19 protein-coding genes are annotated in these 20,307 nt (G+C 54.0%); 8 read left to right on the top strand and 11 right to left on the bottom strand.

The genetic code is table 11. From position 1 onward, the window contains the following. Nucleotides 1-77: 77 nt before the first annotated feature. Complete coding sequence (locus SBO83_RS07625; RefSeq protein WP_396131058.1) at nucleotides 78-866, bottom strand: MipA/OmpV family protein; 789 nt, start codon at nucleotides 864-866, stop codon at nucleotides 78-80. Between the two features lie 127 nt (nucleotides 867-993). Between SBO83_RS07625 and SBO83_RS07620 the strand changes: the two genes are divergently transcribed. The 3 genes from SBO83_RS07620 (at nucleotide 994) to eco (ending at nucleotide 3,901) form a co-directional block, all read left to right on the top strand. After that, complete coding sequence (locus tag SBO83_RS07620; protein ID WP_396131057.1) at nucleotides 994-1,689, top strand: response regulator; 696 nt, start codon at nucleotides 994-996, stop codon at nucleotides 1,687-1,689. Beyond that, complete coding sequence (locus SBO83_RS07615) at nucleotides 1,686-2,870, top strand: ATP-binding protein (RefSeq protein ID WP_396131056.1); 1,185 nt, start codon at nucleotides 1,686-1,688, stop codon at nucleotides 2,868-2,870. The genes SBO83_RS07620 and SBO83_RS07615 overlap by 4 nt, the downstream gene beginning before the upstream one ends. A gap of 518 nt (nucleotides 2,871-3,388) precedes the next feature. Continuing rightward, on the top strand, nucleotides 3,389-3,901 hold the full coding sequence (gene eco / locus SBO83_RS07610) for a serine protease inhibitor ecotin (RefSeq protein WP_396131055.1): 513 nt from the start codon (nucleotides 3,389-3,391) through the stop codon (nucleotides 3,899-3,901). Nucleotides 3,902-3,949: 48 nt separating this feature from the next. Here the strand turns inward: eco and SBO83_RS07605 are convergent, their stop codons facing one another. After that, complete coding sequence (locus SBO83_RS07605; protein WP_396131054.1) at nucleotides 3,950-4,756, bottom strand: polysaccharide lyase family 7 protein; 807 nt, start codon at nucleotides 4,754-4,756, stop codon at nucleotides 3,950-3,952. Between the two features lie 264 nt (nucleotides 4,757-5,020). Here SBO83_RS07605 and SBO83_RS07600 point away from each other — a divergent pair, with 264 nt between their 5' ends. Then, nucleotides 5,021-5,959, top strand: a complete 939-nt coding sequence (locus tag SBO83_RS07600; protein ID WP_396131053.1) for a prolyl oligopeptidase family serine peptidase — start codon at nucleotides 5,021-5,023, stop codon at nucleotides 5,957-5,959. 63 nt (nucleotides 5,960-6,022) lie between these two features. Here SBO83_RS07600 and SBO83_RS07595 read toward each other — a convergent pair whose 3' ends face one another. The 7 genes from SBO83_RS07595 to SBO83_RS07565 all read right to left on the bottom strand — a co-directional run bounded on the left by SBO83_RS07595 (nucleotide 6,023) and on the right by SBO83_RS07565 (nucleotide 14,217). After that, the gene (locus SBO83_RS07595) at nucleotides 6,023-6,820 is read right to left on the bottom strand and encodes a hypothetical protein (RefSeq protein WP_396131052.1); all 798 of its coding nucleotides are present in this window, start codon (nucleotides 6,818-6,820) and stop codon (nucleotides 6,023-6,025) included. 31 nt (nucleotides 6,821-6,851) lie between these two features. Then, nucleotides 6,852-8,015, bottom strand: coding sequence for an MFS transporter (locus tag SBO83_RS07590; RefSeq protein ID WP_396131051.1), 1,164 nt, complete (start codon nucleotides 8,013-8,015; stop codon nucleotides 6,852-6,854). Further along, a complete protein-coding gene (locus tag SBO83_RS07585; protein ID WP_396131050.1) occupies nucleotides 8,012-8,839 on the bottom strand; it encodes a hypothetical protein in 828 nt (275 codons plus the stop codon). Before SBO83_RS07585 ends, SBO83_RS07590 begins: the two co-directional genes overlap by 4 nt. Nucleotides 8,840-8,850: 11 nt before the next feature. Continuing rightward, complete coding sequence (locus tag SBO83_RS07580) at nucleotides 8,851-10,290, bottom strand: radical SAM protein (protein WP_396131049.1); 1,440 nt, start codon at nucleotides 10,288-10,290, stop codon at nucleotides 8,851-8,853. Beyond that, complete coding sequence (locus tag SBO83_RS07575; protein WP_396131048.1) at nucleotides 10,290-11,567, bottom strand: glycosyltransferase; 1,278 nt, start codon at nucleotides 11,565-11,567, stop codon at nucleotides 10,290-10,292. The genes SBO83_RS07580 and SBO83_RS07575 overlap by 1 nt, the downstream gene beginning before the upstream one ends. Nucleotides 11,568-11,619: 52 nt before the next feature. After that, nucleotides 11,620-12,969 carry a glycosyl transferase family 2 gene (locus SBO83_RS07570; protein ID WP_396131047.1) on the bottom strand — a complete coding sequence of 450 codons (1,350 nt, stop codon included), beginning with the start codon at nucleotides 12,967-12,969 and terminating at the stop codon, nucleotides 11,620-11,622. Nucleotides 12,970-13,305: 336 nt separating this feature from the next. Continuing rightward, nucleotides 13,306-14,217, bottom strand: a complete 912-nt coding sequence (locus SBO83_RS07565) for a LysR substrate-binding domain-containing protein (RefSeq protein WP_396131046.1) — start codon at nucleotides 14,215-14,217, stop codon at nucleotides 13,306-13,308. A 145-nt stretch (nucleotides 14,218-14,362) separates the two neighbouring features. On the opposite strand from SBO83_RS07565, the gene SBO83_RS07560 reads away from it, so the two are divergent. Then, nucleotides 14,363-15,094 (top strand): SDR family NAD(P)-dependent oxidoreductase, encoded by a 732-nt coding sequence (locus SBO83_RS07560; protein ID WP_396131045.1) that lies wholly within the window; start codon nucleotides 14,363-14,365, stop codon nucleotides 15,092-15,094. A gap of 13 nt (nucleotides 15,095-15,107) precedes the next feature. Then, nucleotides 15,108-15,308 (top strand): tautomerase family protein, encoded by a 201-nt coding sequence (locus SBO83_RS07555; RefSeq protein ID WP_034792213.1) that lies wholly within the window; start codon nucleotides 15,108-15,110, stop codon nucleotides 15,306-15,308. Between the two features lie 34 nt (nucleotides 15,309-15,342). Here SBO83_RS07555 and SBO83_RS07550 read toward each other — a convergent pair whose 3' ends face one another. After that, the gene (locus SBO83_RS07550) at nucleotides 15,343-15,747 is read right to left on the bottom strand and encodes a hypothetical protein (protein ID WP_154145546.1); all 405 of its coding nucleotides are present in this window, start codon (nucleotides 15,745-15,747) and stop codon (nucleotides 15,343-15,345) included. Between the two features lie 113 nt (nucleotides 15,748-15,860). On the opposite strand from SBO83_RS07550, the gene SBO83_RS07545 reads away from it, so the two are divergent. Further along, on the top strand, nucleotides 15,861-16,751 hold the full coding sequence (locus SBO83_RS07545) for a LysR substrate-binding domain-containing protein (protein ID WP_396131044.1): 891 nt from the start codon (nucleotides 15,861-15,863) through the stop codon (nucleotides 16,749-16,751). Nucleotides 16,752-16,791: 40 nt separating this feature from the next. On the opposite strand, the gene SBO83_RS07540 is transcribed toward SBO83_RS07545, so the two are convergent. Continuing rightward, nucleotides 16,792-17,928, bottom strand: coding sequence for an ABC transporter substrate-binding protein (locus SBO83_RS07540; protein WP_396131043.1), 1,137 nt, complete (start codon nucleotides 17,926-17,928; stop codon nucleotides 16,792-16,794). A 169-nt stretch (nucleotides 17,929-18,097) separates the two neighbouring features. Between SBO83_RS07540 and SBO83_RS07535 the strand changes: the two genes are divergently transcribed. Continuing rightward, nucleotides 18,098-20,275 carry a TonB-dependent siderophore receptor gene (locus tag SBO83_RS07535; protein ID WP_396131042.1) on the top strand — a complete coding sequence of 726 codons (2,178 nt, stop codon included), beginning with the start codon at nucleotides 18,098-18,100 and terminating at the stop codon, nucleotides 20,273-20,275. Nucleotides 20,276-20,307 lie beyond the last annotated feature (32 nt).

The raw sequence follows: 20,307 nt of genomic DNA, 5'->3' as shown, positions 1-20,307 counted from the left end.
ACATCGCGAAAGAGGATTAGGCGGCTGAGTTGTTTCGGCCGCCGGGATTTATTGTCATTGAAGACAATTCATTCGCCTCAGAAGGTGTAAAGCACCGCCGCCGAGGTACTCACTTGATTACGCCGAAACACTATCGGGCTGTCTGAAGCATGGTCATTCAGCCAGGTGTAGCCGACATTCATCATCGTCGACCAGTGGGGCGTAAAGCGATGGCTCCACGTCAGGTTATTTTCTACGCCGTACAGCCCGCCGCCGGGCTGATAAGGTGCATAGCCGCTGCGCGCACTCTGCTGCTCGCTCACGCCATAAAACGTCTTCATGTAACGGCGATCGCCAAACAGCGCGGCGGATTCAAACGCCAGGGTATCGCTCTCATCCTGCCAAGGCAGTACTGTCACGGAGGTTTGATATTGCACGCCTTGTCCATCAGTCAAGGGCAGTGTCGCCTTGCCCTCTAGCGAAAGCCATGAGGTGGCTTGCCAGCCCACCGCCATCGCAGTATTAAGCGCGGCTTTAATATTGCCCATGCCTTTTAACCTGTCCGACCCATCACGCCAGCTGGAATTTTTATCAGCACGGCCCAACTGATAGCCCAGCGTATGTTCCAGATACAGCCCGTTTTCGCTTTGCAGATCGTAGCCGATACCTTTGAGTGAATCGAAAAACACGGCGCCTTGGCGTGCCTGAATCACAGGCAATACATCAGTGCGGCGTTTCTCCGAGCCACTGTAAGCCGGTGCGTTTTGCGCCCCAATACCCAAAGTGACGGTGGATTCCGGTGGGCTGGCCTCACTGGCTTGCGCGGTTGTGATGCTGCTCGCAAAGGCAATATAGGCCATAGGCATAATCATTTTTCTGGATATCATTAGGTTTCTCATTCCCACATGTTTGGGGCTCAATAACAGATTAATGGCGCGTTTGATGCAGGAAGTGTGCTGCCTTAGTGTCAATTATCTGCTTGGGTTTTATGAAGAAACTGTCAAGGTCGTTCAAATGCAGAAAAAAAGAGTGCTGATTATCGAGGATGATGCTGACGCCGCCAGCGTGCTTGAGGCTTACCTTAATCGCGAAAATTATGACGTAGCAATTTCCGGCGATGGTTTACGCGGTCTGGATAAGGCCCGCTGCTGGAAGCCTGACATTATCCTGCTGGATGTCATGTTGCCGGGTATGAATGGTACTGAAGTGCTGTCAACGCTGCGCCGTAAAAGCGATACCCCGGTGATCATGATTTCGGCCATGGGGGAGGCGCCGGACCGAATCGGTGCACTGCGTTACGGAGCGGACGACTATGTGGTGAAGCCCTATAACCCCGGCGAGGTGGTGGCGCGGGTTCAGGCTGTGCTAAGGCGGGCTGCGCCACAACATCGCCAAGAGCAGATTTTACGCTGGCAGAGGCTGGAGATTGATATTGAGTCTATGACAGCCAAGGTGACGGATGTTGCGGGAAGTTCAATTGGGCTTGAGCTAACACCCACTGAATTTGCATTGCTAGTGGCGCTAATGCGCGCGCCAACCCGCGCTTTTACCCGCCAAGAGCTACTGGAGCGTTGCCTGCCCGACAGCGAGGCCCTAGAGAGAGTGGTGGATACACACGTATATAACTTACGTAAAAAACTCGAATCGGCAGGGGTTTTTGAGGTGCTGATCAATGTCCGCTCGGTCGGTTATAGGTTCAGGCAACCATGAGGAGTACACAACCGCAGTCCCTCTGGCGCTGGATTTGCGTCCGCGTTTTAGCATTAGCTATCAGCTCGGTCGTGCTGATAGCCCTGTGCATGTGGCTAAGCTACGGCATTCTCAATTTCTGGATAATCTCGCATATGTCGCCGGAGGTGCGAGCCGAGTTTGCGTTATTGCGCGACCAGCCGGAATTGAATCCGGCCCGATTCCATCAAATTGTCGATCAAGGCTGGGGCCTACGCTATTCCGAACCCACCATCGCCACTTCGGATTGGGCGATGGTCGGCATTCTGGTTCTGATTGTTATTCCTTTTATTATTGTGCTGGGCCTACGCGCCGCGCGGCCTCTCTCGGCGCAGGTCAGCCAACTGGCCAAAGCCGCCGGGGCGGTGGCGCGAGGAGAGTTCGGCACGCGAGCCGTGGTGGCGGAAAAGGTGCCGATGGAGCTCATCCGGCTGACAGAGGATTTCAACGTCATGACCCAGCAGCTTGAACGTTATGACCGTGAACTTCGGGCCTCCCACGTGGCCATGGCCCATGAGCTGCGTTCACCTCTGACTGCCGCGATGGGGAGGCTACAGGGCATGATCGACGGGGTTTTTGCCGCCGAGCCTCAGCAGCTTGAGATGGTCATGAAGCAGTTGCAGTATCTCAGCCGGCTGTCCGATGAGCTTCTCCTGCTGTCGCTGGCAGATGCTGGCCAGCTGAAGCTCAGTAAAAGCGTCACCAATCTGACTGATATTCTGCATGAACGGATTATTTGGCTGAAGCCACAGGCCACAGCAGCAGGTATGGCCATCACGGTTAACGCGCCGGCCCAATGCCGTTATACCGGCGATCCTTTCCGTCTAGGGCAGGTGTTTACCATTCTGATGGAAAATGCTTTGCGCTACGCCGCCGAGGGCGGGCGTCTGGTGATTAACATTGCCAAGAAAGATCAGGGCCACGAAATAACCTTTCGCGATTATGGTCCGGGTGTGCCAGCTGAGTTTTTGCCGACGATTTTCGAACGTTTTACCCGGGCAGATTCATCTCGGGCGCGCCACTCTGGCGGCTGCGGCCTCGGACTTTCCATTGCCCGCGCGATATGTCAGGCGCATGGCGGCACCATTCACGCCAGACAGCTGGAAGCCGGGGGATTGCTTATCTCGATCTTTTTGCCTTCTTTATTACCCTTATCACCCTGATGGCCAAGACGGGCAACAATAATTGCCCGTCTTGATACATCCTTGATGAAACATCGCGTAAGTCTGGACACGGTTTGAGTTGAATAGCGTCATTGTTATTCAGGAACCGCGTTATGACGCTGATATTCATCGATTACGCCAGACGGGCATTAGGCCATCTTTTTACCCTGCATCGGCTGCGTCATTTACTGCCATTTCTTATCCTTTTTCCCACTTTTTTCATGCTGAATTATTACTCGACAAGGCTTCGGCTTGGCTTACTGCTGCTCAGACGGCGAGGGCGGGAGAATAGTCGGGATAGCCTGCGGCCACGAGGTTTTAGAGCAAAACCTTGTTTGCCGGCGAAAGAAACAGGGAAAAAGTGGTAGAAGGTTTTACATGATCCTGATGATGTATGATTTACGTAAAATTACCTCTATGTATTTTGATGTGATTAATCATTTATGCTAAAAAAAACCATTATAGTAATTCTTTCATCTGAGAAAGGTTCTCGGAAAAATCAAACATAGGGATTGAATATGAAACTCATGGCCTTGGCAATGTCTGGAATGATGATGGCTTTTACTGCTAACTCAATGGCGGCGGCGACGGGGGATTCTGCTGATATCAGCAAGCTGCCGCTGGAGAAAGTCGCGCCTTACCCGCAGGCAGAAAAGGGGATGGTTCGTCAGGTGATCTACCTGCCGAAACTGGACAATGAGGATAATTTTAAGGTTGAGCTGTTGATCGGTAAAACCCTTGAGGTGGACTGCAATCGTCATATGATGGGCGGCAAGCTGACCAGCAAAACGCTGCAAGGCTGGGGCTATGACTATCTGGTGCTGGAGCAGCTCTCTTCCCCGGCTTCCACCATGATGGCGTGCCCGAACCAGACAAAAACCAAGAAATTCATCGCCGCGAACCTAGGTGACCAGACCCTCGATCGCTACAACAGCAAACTGCCAATCGTGGTCTATACCCCAAAAGATGTGGAAGTGAAGTACCGCGTCTGGACTACGGATAACAATGTGAAGACGGCTGAAGTGAAGTAGGATCCACTCGAAATAGTATGAGGGGCAGCATTGCCCCTCGATTTGCTATCAACGATAACTTACATCCAGCGCCCCGTAGGCGACCACGGCTTCGGAGCCGTCGCTGCTGGAATCTTGGTTATAATTCCCCGCCTTGAAGTACAGCTCGATGCCTTGCCAGCTCTCTTTTGGATAGCTGAAGGTTTTCTTGCTGGTCTTGCCGTCTGCCGTGGCTTCGACGGTGACTTTAATCTCGCTTTGGGTGCCTTTGGCTTCGATTTTATAGTCGATTTTGTCTTTTAAGCGCACGCCGGAGAGCAGGGTGGTGCGTTGCTCTGCATCGCCGTAATGCGGTTTGACGCCCGCGACGATGTCGCCGTTCTGCCAGCGCAGTTTCAGCAGCTCCGAGCCGCCCGGTTTGTCGCCGTGGATCTGGGCAAAAATGATAGATTTAGTGTCGGGGTTTTTGACGATATAGACCGAGCCGGTCTGGGTATTAGTGAACTCATCGCCGTTGAGGAAGTTTCTCTTGGCTCTGAGTTCGACTCGAGGGAACTCGCTGTTCGGCGTTGAGCCAAAGCCCGACGGCGCTCTAAATACTGTGGCATCCTGCGGGATTAACGAGTCGCAGCGTTCGGCGTCGGCGCAGTTGCTGTAGAAATAGCTGTTTTGTAGGCTGCTGGTGATAGGCTCTTCATTGGGTTTTTTATTGCTGTCGAAAGCCTGCAAAATATAGGCGTCTTTCAGGATCGGGAAATTTTTACCGGGGGTATTTTGCCCGTCCTCGGCCAAGGCGTTGGCGCTGCTCAGTGCCAGCAACAGGGCGCTGAATATGGTGCTTTTACGCTGAATCATCCACTGCATTTTTACCGTCATAACTCGCCCTCATCAATCATGCTTTTCTGGTGGGTTCTGGTACCTGAATCAGTAAAGCACTTGCTTATTAAACGAACGCCATTCAGGTGGCAATTAATGCTATTTGTTGGTAACAACTTTTGTCTAATTCTCTTTTTCCTGACGTTTAGTGCATCGAAAGCTCTGCTTACAATAACCCGATCCTGTGAAATAAAGTCTTCAAGATCTCTGCCATTTTCTATGCTGTTATAGAGTCAATATCTGCCCTCACTCATTAGGAAATCCATGGATCGTCGTCAGTTTATTGTAGGTTCCGCCGCTGCGATGGTGGCGATACGCACGGGGTCAGCGCTGGCGCGTAAACACCCGGCGTCGGAAGAGGGCGCTCTGGCCGCGCCGCCGCCGGGGCAGTACACCGAAATTGCTTTGTGGAAAGGGACGCCGCCGGGTGGCGGTGGGCCGTCTGGTGGTGAGGTTCTCTCGGCAAAAGGCGCGCTGAGTAATGTCACTCATCCGTCGCTGCGCGTGTTCCAACCGGCTCGCCCAAACGGGCAGGCGGTGCTGGTGGCGTCCGGCGGGGGCTATAAGCGTATGGAGATGGGGCAGGAGGCGTGGCCCGCGGCGGACTGGCTGACTAAACTCGGCTACACCGCCTACGTGCTGACTTATCGCCTGCCCAGCGAAGGCTGGAATGACGGCAGCGTGGTGGCCTTGCAGGACGCTCAGCGCGCGCTGCGTATCGTGCGCAGCCGCGAAAAGCACGTCAGCGTGCTCGGCTTCTCTGCGGGTGGGCATCTGCTCGGTCTGGCGGCGACGCGCCCGGACTTCCGCTCTTACCCTGAGCTGGACGCGCTGGATAAAACCCCGGCCTATGCCGACCGCGCGGCGCTGATTTACCCGATTATCACTCTTGAGAAGCCTTACACCCACACTTCAACCCATAAGATTTTGGTCGGGCCGCGGGCCACGGATCAGGAGAACGCCGAGTGGTCGGTACAGAATTTTGTTACCCCGCACACGCCGCCGATGTTTTTGGTGCAGGCTGAGGATGATCCCATTTCTGACCCGCATAACACGCTGATTATGGCTGCCGCCTGCGAGCGCGAGCACGTGCCGGTGGACATGCACCGCTACTCCTCCGGCGGCCACGGTTTTGGTATGGGCAAACCCGGCACACCAACGGTGGAGTGGCCTTCGCGCTACAAGGCATGGCTGGAAGCGTAAGGTTTAAGATGCAATTAGGGCAGCCAGTGGCTGCCCTTTTTATGCGACGAGTATGTTGAAAGCTTAACCCTGATTGCCGCCGACAGTGATGTAATCGGTGTAAATCTGCGGCGCGCCGGAGAACGACGCCAGCTCCTTCCACTCGGTGTACATCTGCTCGGTGTCCTGATGCTCGGCCACGAACTTCAGGGCTTTCTCGGTGGAAACGTCCAAATCTGGGTGGAACGAGTTGAGCGACTCGAGGCTCTCGATGATCAGCATCACCGCGTATTGATCCAGACGATTGCCGCTCTGGCCCTTCAGCATATGGAATTTCCAGCCCGGATAGTCCTCCACGCGATGAATGTTGTCGGTGATGAACTGCTCAAACTGCTGTGGCGACACGCCCGGCTTTAAGGCCAGGTTGTGAATACCGACGATGCGCTCGATTTTCTCCTGCCCCGGCACGTTACGGTAGTTCGGGCCAGCGGGCAGCGAGCTGTTTTGGTTTTCCGCCACCAGACTGTAGTAGGTGTAAATGGTCGGCAGCTCGGCGAAGGTGCCGAAGGTTTTCCACTCGGCAATCAGCTTGGCGGCTTCCGGATGCTGTTGCCAGAAGGCGCGAGCCTCCGCCGTTTGCTCGCCGTTACTGTCGATATAGCGGGCATAGGTGGCGGCATCCTTGGCCTGATAAACCATCAAATATTGGTTCTCGCGCTCGCCGCGCAGCCCGCGCAACAGCGTCCACTGCCAGCCCGGATAGGCCGGAATGTTCACCCCTTTTTGGCGCACGAACTCTTCGAACTGGTCCGAGGCGACGCCTCTTTTCAGGTTGATGCCGACATAGTGCAGGGAGAAAACCGGGTTAGATGCTTCATTCATAAAAACGTCCTCTTGAGATGAAATGGCTGAATTAGCGCGTTAAGGCGCGGGCGCTGAGACTGACCAGCAACAGGCAGAAAATCGTGCAGCCGAAGGCCAGCGTAAGGTTGGAGTATTTAGCGATAAAGCCAATCAGCGCGGGGCCTGCCAGTAAGCCGACATAGCCGACGAGCGTGACCGCAGGGAAGGCCAGATTGGGTGGCACATGCTCTTGGTTACCCGCCGCGTTGAACAGAATGGGCACCACGTTGGCGATGCCGAGGCCGACCAAAATCAGCCCGGCGAAAGCTACCCACGCCAGATTAACCGTGGTCACCAGCAGCAGGCCTAGCACCGCGCAGAGGCTGCCGAGCAGCAGCATGCGATAGCGCCCCATGGCGTTGATCAGCCGGTCGCCATACAGCCGCGCGAGGGTCACGGCGATGGCGTACAGGGTGTAACCCAGCCCGGCCTGAGATTTCGCCACGCCGCGCTCGGCATTGAGAAACAGGGATGACCAGTCGAGCATCGCCCCTTCGGTAAGGAAAACAAAGAAGCACAGCAGCGCGATAAACAGGATCTTGCCGTGGGAGAGGGCAAACAGCGTGCCGCCTTTCTGCTCGCCGTCGATCTCACTTTTGGCTAATAGATCCGCCGAAGCGATAACCAGCAGCAGAGCGATCAGTGCCGCAATCAGCCCAATGGCGGTCGTTGGGGAGACACCCGCCCACAGCAACAGGCTGACGCTGCCCGCGCCGGAGATGCTGCCAATGCTGTAGAAGCCGTGAAAACCGGACATTTTAGCCTGCCCGCTTTCCCGTTCGACAATGATCGCCTGCGAGTTCATCGCCACGTCCATGATGCCGTTGATCGCGCCGAACACCAGTAAGGCCGCCCCCATCAGCAGCGGGGCGTCGAGTAAGGTCAGCAGCGGCAAATCCAGCACTAACAGCAAACCGGCGGCCAGAATGATTTTACGACAGCCCAATTTGCCAATCAGATGCCCGGTAAACGGCATAATCAGCATCGAGCCGGCGCCAATACAAAACAGCAGCAGCCCCAGCGAGCCTGCGTCAATGCCAATGCGCGACTTCACGAAGGGAATTAACGGAGCCCATGCTGACATGCCTAATCCCGCCAGAAAGAAGATCATCCGGGTGGCGATTTGCTGACGGACATTCTCCGTGGCACCTCGACTCAGCAGATTGATTGTCATAGCGACCGGCTCTCCTCGGCGGGCAGGCTTTCCGCGACGCAGAGATAGTCGGTGTAGATTTGCGGCGAGCCGGAAAAAGAGGCCAGCTGCTTCCACTCTTCATACATCTGCTTGGTGTCGCGATGCGCCTTGGCGAACTTCGCCGCCTCATCGGTGGCGATGTCCGGCTCAGGGTAGAAGACGTCCAGCGCGGCCATGCTGGCTATCTCCATCATCACCACGTACTGGTCCAGCCGGTTGCCGCGTTCGCCTTTCAGCAAATGGAACTTCCAGTCGGGATAATCTTCAATGCGGTGATGATTGTCGGCAATAAACTGCTCGAACTGCTCCGGCATCACCCCTTCGCGCAGGGCCAGATTGTGAATGCCGATGATGCGCGCAATCGGCTCCTCGCCGGGCTGGTCCCGATAGCGGGGGCCGTAGGGGACATCACTTTTGGCGTTTTCTGCCAGCAGTTGGTAGTCGGTGAACAGCGTCGGCAACTGGCTGAAGGTGCCGAGCTTGCGCCACTGCGCCAGAATCTCCAGCGCCTCGGGATGCTGCTGCCAAAAGGCTTTTGCCGCCTCGGTTTTCTGTCCAGTAGCGGTGACATAGCGATCGCGGTGCGCCTGACTCTCCATCTCATACAGCATCAGATATTGCCCGACGCGCTCGCCGCGCAGGCCGCGCAGCAGGGTCCAGCGCCAGCCGGGATAGCAGGGGATTTTCACCCCCTGCTCACGGACAAAGACTTCAAACTGCTCGTTGGAGACGCCCGCCTCGGTATCAATGCCAATGTAGTAGAGGCTGAAAACCGGCTGGGTGGCGGATGAAGGTGTTGCCATGGTGAAGCTCCTTATTCCGCGTCGGTGGTGAATTGGGTGTTGATGATCGCCTCGACCAGCGTGATACCGATGGGCGTCAGGGTCACGACTTCGCCAGAAACCGTCACCAGCTTCTTCTGCACCAGTTTGTCCAAGGTGCGATTAATCAGCGGGTTTTCGAAGAAGCTGTTGCCGTCGAAACGCTGCTTGAACACCTTGTCATCCACCGGGATCAGGGTGGAAAGCGCCATCTTGAAGGCGTTAACTTCGCGCTGGGCGGGGGAGAAGCCGCGGCTCTCTTCGATAGGCAGCCGGTCTTCGTTCAGCGCTTCTTTGTACTTTTTATAGCCAGTGATGTTGATCGCCTCGGATCGGGTCGACTTAGAGCTGCCGCCCAGCCCAATCGCCACTTCCGGGTACTGTTTATCGAGGTCGGTGATCAGCGCTTTCCATTTTTCCGGCTGCTGATCATTGCGGTGGAAGTACATGGTAGGGTGCTCGGTATAGCCATCGGCAAGATATTTCTCCACCAGTTCGCGCATCTGGTACTGCTTGCCGAGGCCGGGGAAGCTCATGTTGTTAATGTTGATCAGCCCCTTTTTCTGCCACAGGCTTTCGCGCTCGCCAGAGACGCCGGTGCGGTTTTTGATGAACTCATCCATGTGCAGCTTGGTGCAGACCACGTGGGACAGCCCCAGCTCGAGGGTTTTCTCCATGTCATATTTCACGTCATCCACCGTCTGGCCGAGCATGCCGTAAATCAGGTCGACGCTGACCCAGTCGATGTCGATTTCCCGTGCCTGATAAATGGTTTCCACGCACTCGTCCGCCGAGTGCATGCGCCCACAGGCGGTGATGATTTCGTCGTTGAAGGACTGGGTGCCGAAGCTGATTTTGCTGAAACCGAGATCTTTTAATATCGCCAGATACGCTTTGTTCAGGGTTCCCGGCTCGCCCTCGAAGCGCATGGTGGCGGTGGAAAAATTAAAGTGGCTTTTGTAGAAGGCCATCATGCGGCGCAGTTCTGGCTCGGGCAGCAGCGACGGGGTACCGCCGAAGATATTGAATTCGCCGACTTCCACCGTGGCGAGGCTCGGCACGCGCTCCAGCCACATCAGGGCTTCTTTGATGTTGAAGTCCACCAGATCGCGGAATACCTCCTGCGAGGAGGCGGCTTTCGGGTTGAGGATCACCGTCGGGTACTGGCAGAAATGGCAGCGATAGCGGCAGGTGGGGATATAGGCCCAGAGGTGGATTTTGCCCGCTTTCTGGATGTCGCTGTCCATATCGGCAAAGAACGACGGCAGCGGGTAGTCGGTGATGTCGCCGGGGAAGACGTGGCAGCCAAAGGGATCTTTGTAGACATAGTCGAGAAACGCGCGGTTTTCCGGCTGGGCCAGAAATTCATTCACTAAGGGAACGGGGTAGTTTTCGTCAATATCCAGCAGGGAGTTCAGGGCTTCGTTGTTCATCAGAATACGCCTCCATTGGCAAAATAGTTGTGGGCTTCACCGGACTCGCGGTCTTCGCAGAAGTAGTAAACAAAGCGCGTGAAGTCTTCGGCTTTCACCTGATCGAAACAGGCGGGCAGGGCAGGCGGATAGCCAATGTCGTCGCCGACCGCGCGGCGCATGGCGGCAAAGATCTCGTCGCGGAATTCGAAATAGAGGCGATAGGCCGGAGTCTTATAGGCGTGGATCGGTTTGAAATCGATAATACGCATTTCATGTTTTAACTCGTGAATGCGGCGGTAGAGGTTGTCAGCCAGCGGGCCGGAGAAGAAATCGCGCACTTCGCTGTTTTCTAACAAGATATAAGGGTTGAGCAGGGCGGGCAGAATGATGTTTTTCGGCGTATAGTCCTTCACCGAATAGTCCCACGCCTGTTTGGATTCGGCCGGGGTGGTGTCTACCAGCGTTGGCTTTTGCTGCTCAACGTCCGGGCGCACGTCTTTCATAATGATGATGCCGTCGCTGCCGTAAGCAACGCCGGTGATCACTTCATCCAGAATGGTATCGACCCGGCGGCTGTTGATTTCGACATAGGAATTTCTGGCGTAGACCGGCTTGCCGCCGTAGGCGATGATTTTGATGCCGAAGTCCCAGTCGTCGGACAGGTGCTCGACAAAGCGGCCTTTGTTGAGCTGGTAGAAGATTTCAATGCCGCCAATGGCGTCGTACAGGCCGCGCTCGACCCCAAAGCCTTTACCGTCGGGGAAGCCGCCAAACAGCGAGAAAGAGTACTCGCGCAGGCGTAGGGTTTTCTTAATTTCGTTGAACAGGTTAGGGCGTTTTTCGAAATCTTCGGCGTTGTAATAGTAGTTACAGGTGCCTAAATCGCCCTGCTGGCTGACCATGGTGTTAATCAGCTCATACAGCCAATAGGTGTCCACGGTGCAGTCGGCGTCGGCGGAGACAATATAGTGTTTTCGCTTCTGCCCGAGGCGGCTGTCGCGGGCTTTAGAACGCAGCGAGGCGTAATCCATACCGCGCTTTCTGGCGGAAGAAACCCCCTGAACTTTCTCATCAATGACGTGAATATCCATTGACGGATTCTTGGTGCTAAACGCCTTTATTTTTGCCACGGAATCATCGGTGGAATTATTATCCACAATGATTAACTCATAGCTGTCGTGAGTGATCAGGTTATCTTTGGTTTTCTGATTGAAGAGTGAAATTAATACTTCATCAATACGGTCGCTTTCATTATATACGGGTAGCACTACTGACACGAAAATTGAGTCGCGCATACGTTCTCCAGAATAGAGTAATATCCAGAATGAAATGGGTTAGGTTTTTAAATTAATTCACATTTAAAATGTCGATAACATTATTGGAGAGCACCTGCTGCCCCAAGGCGAAGTTTTTATCCGCCACGTGCGCCATATATTCCTTATTGTTAAGGAACTGATATAAATCATGAATAAACTCAGGGTTGGGTAGACCGTCCTGCTGCTCGGATATGGCCATGACCGGGGCTTCGAAGCCGTGCTGGCCGTACACTTCGTGGTAATACTCATAGCTGGTGGTGATGTAGCAGCGCCGGTGGCTCACCGCCTCGCCGATAGGGTTGCCGTAGCTGTCGTAGTCATAAGAAGTGAGGAAAGAGACAAGATCACAGGAGTGATATAAGTCTTCTATGGCGATGGTGTCGCTTTCTGATTGCATACACTCGTGGGGCAGAGCGCCGATAAATTTAATATAGGGTTTTACATTCAGTTCTTCAGACAGTTTATCCAACTCTTGGAAATAACCGTGATTTTCATTTTCATTGCCGGCAATCGCTAAATAGACTCGCCGATCGCTGTTGCTATTATGGAATAATGTATTGAGATGGCTTACCAGCATGACATCGCGGTCTAAACGTTTTTGCGGAATAATACGGGTGGTGCGGGCAATTAAAATATCATCGGCGCGAACGCTTAACCGGTCTCTAATATTGCAGCGCGCCTTCTCCGGCGAAAAGTCATAGGTATTTTTCTTCACTTTGACGTCTACGTCGTAATTACACCAGGCTTCAAGTTTCTGCTTCAGGTGATCATTGAGCGTGACATAAGTGATGTGTTTGGATTTTACCGGTTTAATGGCGTGAGAGTAGGGCGCAGGGCCATATTTCATCACCGTCTTTTCGCTGTTCCACATCAGGTCGTGGTCGCGCCAGATAACGAAATTACCCAAATCTTGCTGCTGGCCGTACTGTTCAATCGCCAGATATAACGCCTTGGTATAAATGATATTTTCCGGCAGGGTACCGTTTTCCACCACCAGATTACTGATACCCAGTTGCTGCCAAAGCGCCACGATGCGCTGGGCAAGCAGCCGCGCCGTCTGGTCGATGGTCTGCAACAGCGCGGTCTTTTCATCGTCACCGATCGGGCTTTTTTGGCTGATCAACGCACTGTGGGCATATTCAATAAAATCCAGATTGTAATTGGGGATCGACGTGATGTCGTCGATGCGCACCAGCGTGAAGACGTCGCGATAGATCGAAGGCTCCACGTCATAGGGCTTATTAAAGTTTCCCTTATCAATCTTGATGTCGTATCCCAAATCCAGATACGACCGGAACCCCCGATCTTGCAGCTTCTTGGCAATTTTCATTGCCTCGACCGTGATCCCTGATACCGCGACAGCATCGAACGAAACAAACATTGCACACTTATCTTGGCTATGTCGCATTGTAACACCTCAAGCTATTTCCATTTAATTCATGTATTTAATGGCGATTTTCTTTGTGGCTCTTTTCTCCGGTAACGATCCCAGTCGAGCGGCGCAGGTGGCCTCCTTGTGCTGTTCGACTTCCTTCAATGAGTGAGAAGAAATTTTCGCCAGTTCCACAAACTTTAGAGGGATTTATGTTTTGTGAGGCGCTTCTCAAATCTTCAAAAAGCGCAGGGAATAGATGGGTTATTTTTTGACAGGTAAAAATTCATAAACTATGTGGGTATTCTCTCCACCAGGGGAGAGAAGTTTGGCGAGGGAAGGGGATCAGTGGCGCAGCGCGGCGAGCAGAAAATCAACCATAGTGCGGGTGCGCAGAGGCAGAAAGCGGGCATGAGGGTAGAGCAGGTAAAAAGGGCGATGGGTGCCGCCGAACTCTTTGAGCACTTCCACCAGTTGCCCGCTGTTGAGATCTTCTTGCGCCACGAAGCGATAAATTTGGAACAGCCCCGCGCCGTGGCGAGCCAGCGTCAGGCCGCCGATATAATCTTCAGAGCAGTTAATGTGATGATTCATCACCCTTTCACTGATTTCCCCTTGCTGGCGGAACAACCACGGCAGGGAGCGGCCGCTGCTGGAAAGTTCATAACCAATACAGTGATGATGAGTTAAATCGTCCGGGGTATTCAGCGCGGGCGCGCTCGCCAGATAGTGCGGCGAAGCCACCACAATCAGCTCGGCATCCTCGATTTTACGGGCAATCATATTGGACTCGGCGGGTGCTCTGCCGCGAATCGCCAGATCAAAACCCTCGTCGAAAAAATCGATATTGCGATTGCTGATGTGCGTGTCGACGGCCAACTGGGGATAGAGTGCCTGAAAACGCGCCAGCAAAGGCAAGACTCGCCAATGGGCATAGGCCGTCGGCATGCTGAGGCGCACTTTTCCCCCAGGCTGTGACTGCTGCCCGCTGAGCGACATTTCGGCGTCTTTCAACAGAGTCAGGGCTGCTAAACACTGCGCCCGATACTGCTCGCCCGCCTCGGTCAGCCGGATTTGCCGGGTGGTGCGGACAAACAGCCGTACGCCAAGGCGCTCTTCCAAACGCGATACTGCCCGGCTCACCGCCGCCGGGGTCACGCCCGCCTGCGTCGCCGCCTTGCTGAACCCGCTGGTTTCCGCCGCCAGACAGAACAGTTCCAGACTGCCAAGCATGATGTCGTCGAAGTCACGTTGCATGGGTTACGCCTTATTGATTACATGATGTAAAAAATGAATGTCATTTTGCCTTATTTATCGCACCTCAGCGCATAAGTAAAGTGACCGCAGTGAGTCAACAACGGCATTTATCCGAGTGCCAACATAGCGTTTAAAGGAGTGTGTTATGAGTCAACAAACTGTGGTGATCACCGGCGCATCGAGCGGTATTGGTTTTGCACTGGCTGAGGCGTTCTTAAAGCGTGGCGACAATGTGGTGGGCAATGCCCGCACCAGCGAGCGTTTGGCAGAGGCGGCACAAAAACTCGGTAACCCGAAAAACTTCGTCGGCGTGGCTGGGGATATCGCCTTGCCGGACACCACCAAGCGCCTGTTTGACACCGCCCTGGAGCAGTTCGGGCGAGTGGATATTTTGGTCAACAACGCCGGTATTTTCATCGCCAAGCCGGTGCAGATGTACACCGCCAATGATTTGGACTCGCTGCTGGCGACCAACCTGAAAGGCTTCTTCTTCCCGGCCCAGCGCGCGGCGGAGTTGATGAGCAACCAGCGCAGCGGCCACATCATCAACATCACTGCCAGCCTTGGGGTGCAGCCACTGCGTAAAGTGCCGTCACTGCTGCCGGTAATGGTGAAAGGGGGGCTGAACGCGGCGACGCAGTCGCTGGCGCTGGAACTGGCGGATAAAAACGTGCAGGTCAACGCGATTGCACCCGGCGTGATTGAAACGCCACTGCACAGCGGCGGCGACGGCGTATTCCTGCGCGCGCTGTCACCGGCCGGGCGCACGGGAAGCACGCAAGACATCGTCGACGCGGTATTTTATTTGGTTGATGCGCGTTTTACTTCCGGCGTCGTATTGCCAATCGATGGCGGCGCAACCGCCGGTGTTTGGTAACAGGAGATAGGCTATGCCATTCATTAATATACAAGTTACCCGCGAAGGGGTGACCGCCGAGCAGAAAGCCGCGCTGATCTCCGGGGCGACAGATTTGCTGGTGAAAGTGCTGAACAAAGATCCGCAAACCACGTTTGTGATTATTGACGAAGTGGATACCGACAACTGGGGCGTGGCGGGAGAAACCATCACCCAGAGGCGTAAACGCAGCTAGTCGTTTCTGGCGAGGCTTGATATAAGCCTCGCCTTTAACCATTAGCCCATTTAACCGCGATGCGCTGATTGGGGCCTTTTATACACTCCACCTCTTTTTGACTTTTATTCTCATCGCGATAAATAAAGAAATAACGATTTTTTATTTTATTGACTAACAACATCTCATTATTTCTAAATTGATAAACCGTCAAAACGTTGCCGCTTTTATCGGTATAAGTTGCCGGACGCGGCGCGACGATAAATCCGTCATCCCATAGCAGTGTAGTAATAACATAATCAGTATTGCTGACCGTCATTTCCCCTCTGCCGGGGCAAGTGAGCTGATATTGCTGCATTGCCGAAATGGCTGGCGAGAACAGGCTGAAGAGTAACGTGATGAGTAATTTAGACTTTTTTATTATTGATAGGCTGTTTCTCTCTCCATGATTAACTGACATCTTATTTCCACTTGGCTGGCATTCTGTATTAGTCTTAGGGCCTGCAAGGTATAGGAAATAGCTAACTGGGTGAACCCAATGAAGGTTTAAACAGTATTAACTTGAGGTTTAGTATGAATAAGCTAAAGGCCATGGAGGTATTTATCTCTGTTGTTGAAGAGGGGAGTTTTACCGGCGCGGCGAAAAAAGAAGATATGTCCGTGGTGATGGTGGCGAAATATATTAATAACCTTGAGAAGACCCTTAAAACGGATTTATTACAACGGACCACCCGCAGCATGATGGTGACCTCCGCCGGGCAGCTGTTTTATGAGTCAGCGCAGGGGATTATCGCCAACGTCAACCAAGCCTATGAGGCGATGGAAGGGCTGAACAATGAGCCGCAGGGCTTATTACGCATCAGCGCGCCGATGACCGTCGGAAAAGAGATTGTCGGGCCGATTGTGGCGGAATTCATGCAACTTTACCCCAAAGTTCGAGTTGAACTGGTGCTCAATAACAGCGTGGCGGACCTGATTGCCGAAAGCTATGACTGCGCCTTTCGCATCGGCGATTTGAAAGATTACGCGCTGGTCGCCAAGCCGCTATTTCTCTATCGGATGATTATTTGCGCCACGCCGGAATACCTGCGCCAGCACGGCACGCCCACCGCGCCCGAGGCGCTTAGTCAGCATCGCCTGCTGATCCATTCGACGTGGAATTCGCGCTTTGCCTGGAACCTGCGCGAAGGGGAGGGTGACATCGCCTGGCCGAATAATTGGGTGATGAAATCCAACGACGGCTATGCCCTGCGCGACGCGGCGCTGGCCAGTAATGGCATTCTGATGCAGCCGCATTTTCTGGTGCAGGATGAAATAGCCAGTGGCAAATTGGTCACGCTGTTAGAGGACTTTCTACCTAAGCCGCGCCCCGTTCACTTGCTCTACGCGCCGAAGAAAAACGACGTCCCCAAGCTGGATAAGTTTGTGCAGTTTGTGATGCAGAAGTGCGAGGGGTTGAAATGAAGAGAGGATTCGCCGAATCCTCTCTGCTCACGAAAATCAGTTACTGAGGCTTAGCTGCCAGCCAGAACAGGCCCTTAGACGGCTGGTGCAAGAACTCTTTATGCACCATATCCAAATCGGCCTGCGGGTCGAGATCTTTGAACAGCTCTGGGTGCAGGAATTTGGCGATGGCTTCAATAGCAAAAATGTTCAGCGGGCTGTCGTAATACTGATGATAAACCGCCAGCACCCGATGCTGCTTGATGGAATCCAGCACGTTGACGCCGTTGCGCGCCATCAGCTTGTCCAGACGTTGCGCCGAAAGCGCGGCGTCAGCGTTGTAGCCCAAAGGCACGCCGATACTCTCTTTAAAGCTGCTGCTCCAGTCCGCGCCGGTCATCAGGTAAGCGTCCGGCTTGCTGGTGATCAGCTGCTCCAGATTAATGGTGCCGCTTTTGCCCGCAAACAGCGCGCTGCCCAGATTCACCCCGCCCGCGGTTTGAATAAACTCACCAAAGCTGCCTTTTCCGTAGGTAAAACAGCACTCTTCGCCGGTCATGCCCGCGTGACGTTCGATAAACACTTTTGGCTTCTGCTGGTCGGTCAGGGTCGCTACGCGCTGGTTAATCATGTCGATGCGCGACTGGTAGAAGTGTAAGAAGCCTTCGGTTTGCTGCTCATTGCCCAGCGCCTGACCTAACAGGCGAATGCTCGGCACGGTATTGGTCAGCGGATGCAGGCGGAAATCGATAAACACCACCGGCACGCCAATCTTGGTTAATTGCTCAAGAACCCGGCTCTCTTCCAGTTTCTTCTTTACGCCCGCATCAAAAATAATCAGGTCAGGCTTCAAACCTACGGTTTTCTCCACGCTGAAATCGCTGTAGTAGGCGTTCTCCAGCATCGGTAATTTTGCCAGCTCTGGGTAGTCGTTCTTGTAAAGAGCAAACAGGTCAGGGGCTTTGGCTTTTAGCGCGTTATCCCAGGCAATGATTGACTCGAATGGCTTAGTAGGATGAACCAGCTGAAGAGCCTGAATGGCGCGTGAGTCGGCCAAAATGACCCGCTCCGCAGGTTTAGGCAATACCACTTGCCGACCGGTGACATCGGTCAGCGTGATGGGGTCAGCCTGAGCAACAAAAGACACCAGACTACTCAGTCCTAATAACAGTAGGGCCGGCAATGTTTTCGCGAGCATAAGAGGTCTTCCTGAAAGACGGCTTGAATGGGGATAAATCTTCAAAAAACACAGTATTTACTAATACTTACAGTCCTGATTATAATGCAAACAATTCTCATTACAATTAGCATTAAACATACGTTCTTTACCTAAAGTTAACACTTTTTATAACAGGAAAAAACAAGATATGTCAGCGCGTTACCGCCTTTCAGTCCTTGCCACGGCCGTGGCCATCGCACTTCCTTATTACGCATCAGCAGCCGACACCAAAACGCCAGCCACAGCCACGCCATCGACCACCGCCACGCCGGAAGACAGAACGGATTCTGTGACCGTGGTAGGTAACTGGTTAGACAGCGGCGACAATGAAACGGCGGTGCTCGATCACCCTGGCGCGCGGACTATTATCGACCAAAAGCAGATCCGTGAAAAAGGGGCTGAAACCATTGGCGAAGCGCTGCGCGGCACGCCGGGCGTTCAGGTACAGGAAAACAACGGCACCGGCGGTAGTGACATATCTCTGAACATCGGCGTGCGTGGCTTAACCTCTCGCCTCTCCCCGCGTTCCACCATCATGATGGACGGCGTACCTTTGGCGGTGGCGCCTTATGGTCAGCCACAGCTCTCCATGGCACCCCTGTCTATGGGCAACATCCAGTCGATTGACGTGATTCGCGGCGGCGCGGCGGTGCGCTACGGGCCGCAGAACGTCGGCGGGGTGATTAACTTCGTTTCCAAAGACATTCCTAAAACTTTCGGCGGCGATGTCAGCACCCAAACTGAAGGCGCGGCGCACGGCGGCTTGAAAACCCTAACCAGCGCCTCGGTGGGCGGCACGGCGGATAACGGCTTAGGCGCGGAGTTGCTCTATTCCGGCCTGCATGGTCAGGGTTATCGCGAAAACAACGATAACACTGACATCGATGATTTCATGTTCAAAACCAAATACAACTTCACTGAAAAAGATGAGTTGTTGGCTAATTTCCATTACTACAACGCCAGCGCCGGTATGCCGGGCGGCCTGACCGCGCAGCAGTATAAAGACAACCCGTTCCAGTCGGTGCGCCGTTTTGACCAGTTCGAAGGGCGTCGTCAGGATATGTCCTTCAAATATCGTCATCAGGAAGACGACAGCCAGTTTGAATTGCTGACTTACTTCACCAAAAGCTTCCGTAGTAGTGATATCGGCACGACCGGCGCGGGTACCAACGCTGGCCTGAGCCGTTTCAGCGCCGCGCCGCGTAACTACACCACTTACGCTATCGAGCCAACGTATTCACAGCTGTTCCGCTTCTGGGATATGGCGCACGAAGTGACCGTCGGCTATCGCTACTTGAACGAAACCTCTGACGAGAAGGGCTATCGCTCCGGCTGGTATGACCCGAGCACCACTTACTCCGCGCCGGATTCACGCGCCAATTACTACCAGCACTCCTCCGGCGGCAGCGAAGCCCATGCGGCTTACATTGACGATGCGATGAACTTCGGCAACTGGACCGTTACCCCGGGTCTGCGTTATGAAAGCATCAAAACCCACGTTGATGACGGTTTCCTGAATATCTCGCGTGAAAAGCAGTACAGCGAGCCGCTGCCTTCCGTCAACGTGATGTACCACCTGACCGATTCGTGGAAGCTGTTTGCTAACGCCAACACCTCCTTCGGCAGCTTGCAGTACTTCCAGCTGACGCGCGGCGGCAGCGGCGGCCAGCCAGCACCGGGCCTCGAGCCAGAAAAAGCTAAGACCTATGAAATCGGTACTCACTATGATGACACCGTGGTTAAAGCTGAGCTGACGGCGTTCTACATCGACTTCGACAACCAGCTTCAGTACATCAACAACACCATTGGCTGGACCTCTCTCGGCGCGACCAAACACAAAGGTGTGGAACTGGCGCTGAGCTATGATCTGAGCGAGCTGAGCCACGCACTGGATGGCGCAAGCGTCTACAGTTCATACACTTACACCAAAGCGACGTCGGTCAACGGTGAGTTTGCCGGTAAAGACTTGCCGTTCTACTCCCGCCAGGTGTTCACCGTGGGGACCCGTTATGAAGTGGGGAGCTGGGTGTGGAATGTGGACGGCTTCGCGCAGTCCAAGCAGCGTTCACCGGGCTCTGCTGACTCCGGCAACGGCTATATCACTGACGAATCTGCCGATGGGCAATATGGCGACATCATGGGTTATATGACGTGGAATGCTCGCGGCGAGTATGACTTCGGACCACGCTGGTCGCACCTGACCGTCGGCGCAGGGATTAAAAACCTGTTTGATCAGCGCTATTTCACTCGCTCCACCGACAACAACAGCGGCAAATATGTTGGCGAACCTCGCACTTACTTCATGCAGGCCTCCATCAAATTCTAATAAAATTAAGCCACTTAGCTGTGACTTGCTCA

The sequence above is a fragment of the Ewingella allii genome (assembly GCF_044430645.1).
GTDB classification, from domain to species: domain Bacteria; phylum Pseudomonadota; class Gammaproteobacteria; order Enterobacterales; family Enterobacteriaceae; genus Ewingella; species Ewingella allii.
The sequence above is the reverse complement of the archived record's forward strand: the minus strand, read 5'-3'. Positions and strand labels throughout refer to the sequence as shown.

Excerpts from the sequence above, each read along its gene's own strand:
- SBO83_RS07585 (WP_396131050.1), bottom strand. The coding sequence starts at position 8,839 with ATGGCAACACCTTCATCCGCCACCCAGCCGGTTTTCAGCCTCTACTAC.
- SBO83_RS07595 (WP_396131052.1), bottom strand. The coding sequence starts at position 6,820 with ATGAATGAAGCATCTAACCCGGTTTTCTCCCTGCACTATGTCGGCATC.
- SBO83_RS07550 (WP_154145546.1), bottom strand. The coding sequence starts at position 15,747 with ATGTCAGTTAATCATGGAGAGAGAAACAGCCTATCAATAATAAAAAAG.
- SBO83_RS07570 (WP_396131047.1), bottom strand. The coding sequence starts at position 12,969 with ATGTTTGTTTCGTTCGATGCTGTCGCGGTATCAGGGATCACGGTCGAG.
- SBO83_RS07605 (WP_396131054.1), bottom strand. The coding sequence starts at position 4,756 with ATGACGGTAAAAATGCAGTGGATGATTCAGCGTAAAAGCACCATATTC.
- SBO83_RS07580 (WP_396131049.1), bottom strand. The coding sequence starts at position 10,290 with ATGAACAACGAAGCCCTGAACTCCCTGCTGGATATTGACGAAAACTAC.
- SBO83_RS07555 (WP_034792213.1), top strand. The coding sequence starts at position 15,108 with ATGCCATTCATTAATATACAAGTTACCCGCGAAGGGGTGACCGCCGAG.
- SBO83_RS07560 (WP_396131045.1), top strand. The coding sequence starts at position 14,363 with ATGAGTCAACAAACTGTGGTGATCACCGGCGCATCGAGCGGTATTGGT.
- SBO83_RS07545 (WP_396131044.1), top strand. The coding sequence starts at position 15,861 with ATGAATAAGCTAAAGGCCATGGAGGTATTTATCTCTGTTGTTGAAGAG.
- SBO83_RS07600 (WP_396131053.1), top strand. The coding sequence starts at position 5,021 with ATGGATCGTCGTCAGTTTATTGTAGGTTCCGCCGCTGCGATGGTGGCG.
- SBO83_RS07620 (WP_396131057.1), top strand. The coding sequence starts at position 994 with ATGCAGAAAAAAAGAGTGCTGATTATCGAGGATGATGCTGACGCCGCC.
- SBO83_RS07590 (WP_396131051.1), bottom strand. The coding sequence starts at position 8,015 with ATGACAATCAATCTGCTGAGTCGAGGTGCCACGGAGAATGTCCGTCAG.
- SBO83_RS07625 (WP_396131058.1), bottom strand. The coding sequence starts at position 866 with ATGATATCCAGAAAAATGATTATGCCTATGGCCTATATTGCCTTTGCG.
- SBO83_RS07615 (WP_396131056.1), top strand. The coding sequence starts at position 1,686 with ATGAGGAGTACACAACCGCAGTCCCTCTGGCGCTGGATTTGCGTCCGC.
- SBO83_RS07535 (WP_396131042.1), top strand. The coding sequence starts at position 18,098 with ATGTCAGCGCGTTACCGCCTTTCAGTCCTTGCCACGGCCGTGGCCATC.
- SBO83_RS07540 (WP_396131043.1), bottom strand. The coding sequence starts at position 17,928 with ATGCTCGCGAAAACATTGCCGGCCCTACTGTTATTAGGACTGAGTAGT.
- eco (WP_396131055.1), top strand. The coding sequence starts at position 3,389 with ATGAAACTCATGGCCTTGGCAATGTCTGGAATGATGATGGCTTTTACT.
- SBO83_RS07575 (WP_396131048.1), bottom strand. The coding sequence starts at position 11,567 with ATGCGCGACTCAATTTTCGTGTCAGTAGTGCTACCCGTATATAATGAA.
- SBO83_RS07565 (WP_396131046.1), bottom strand. The coding sequence starts at position 14,217 with ATGCAACGTGACTTCGACGACATCATGCTTGGCAGTCTGGAACTGTTC.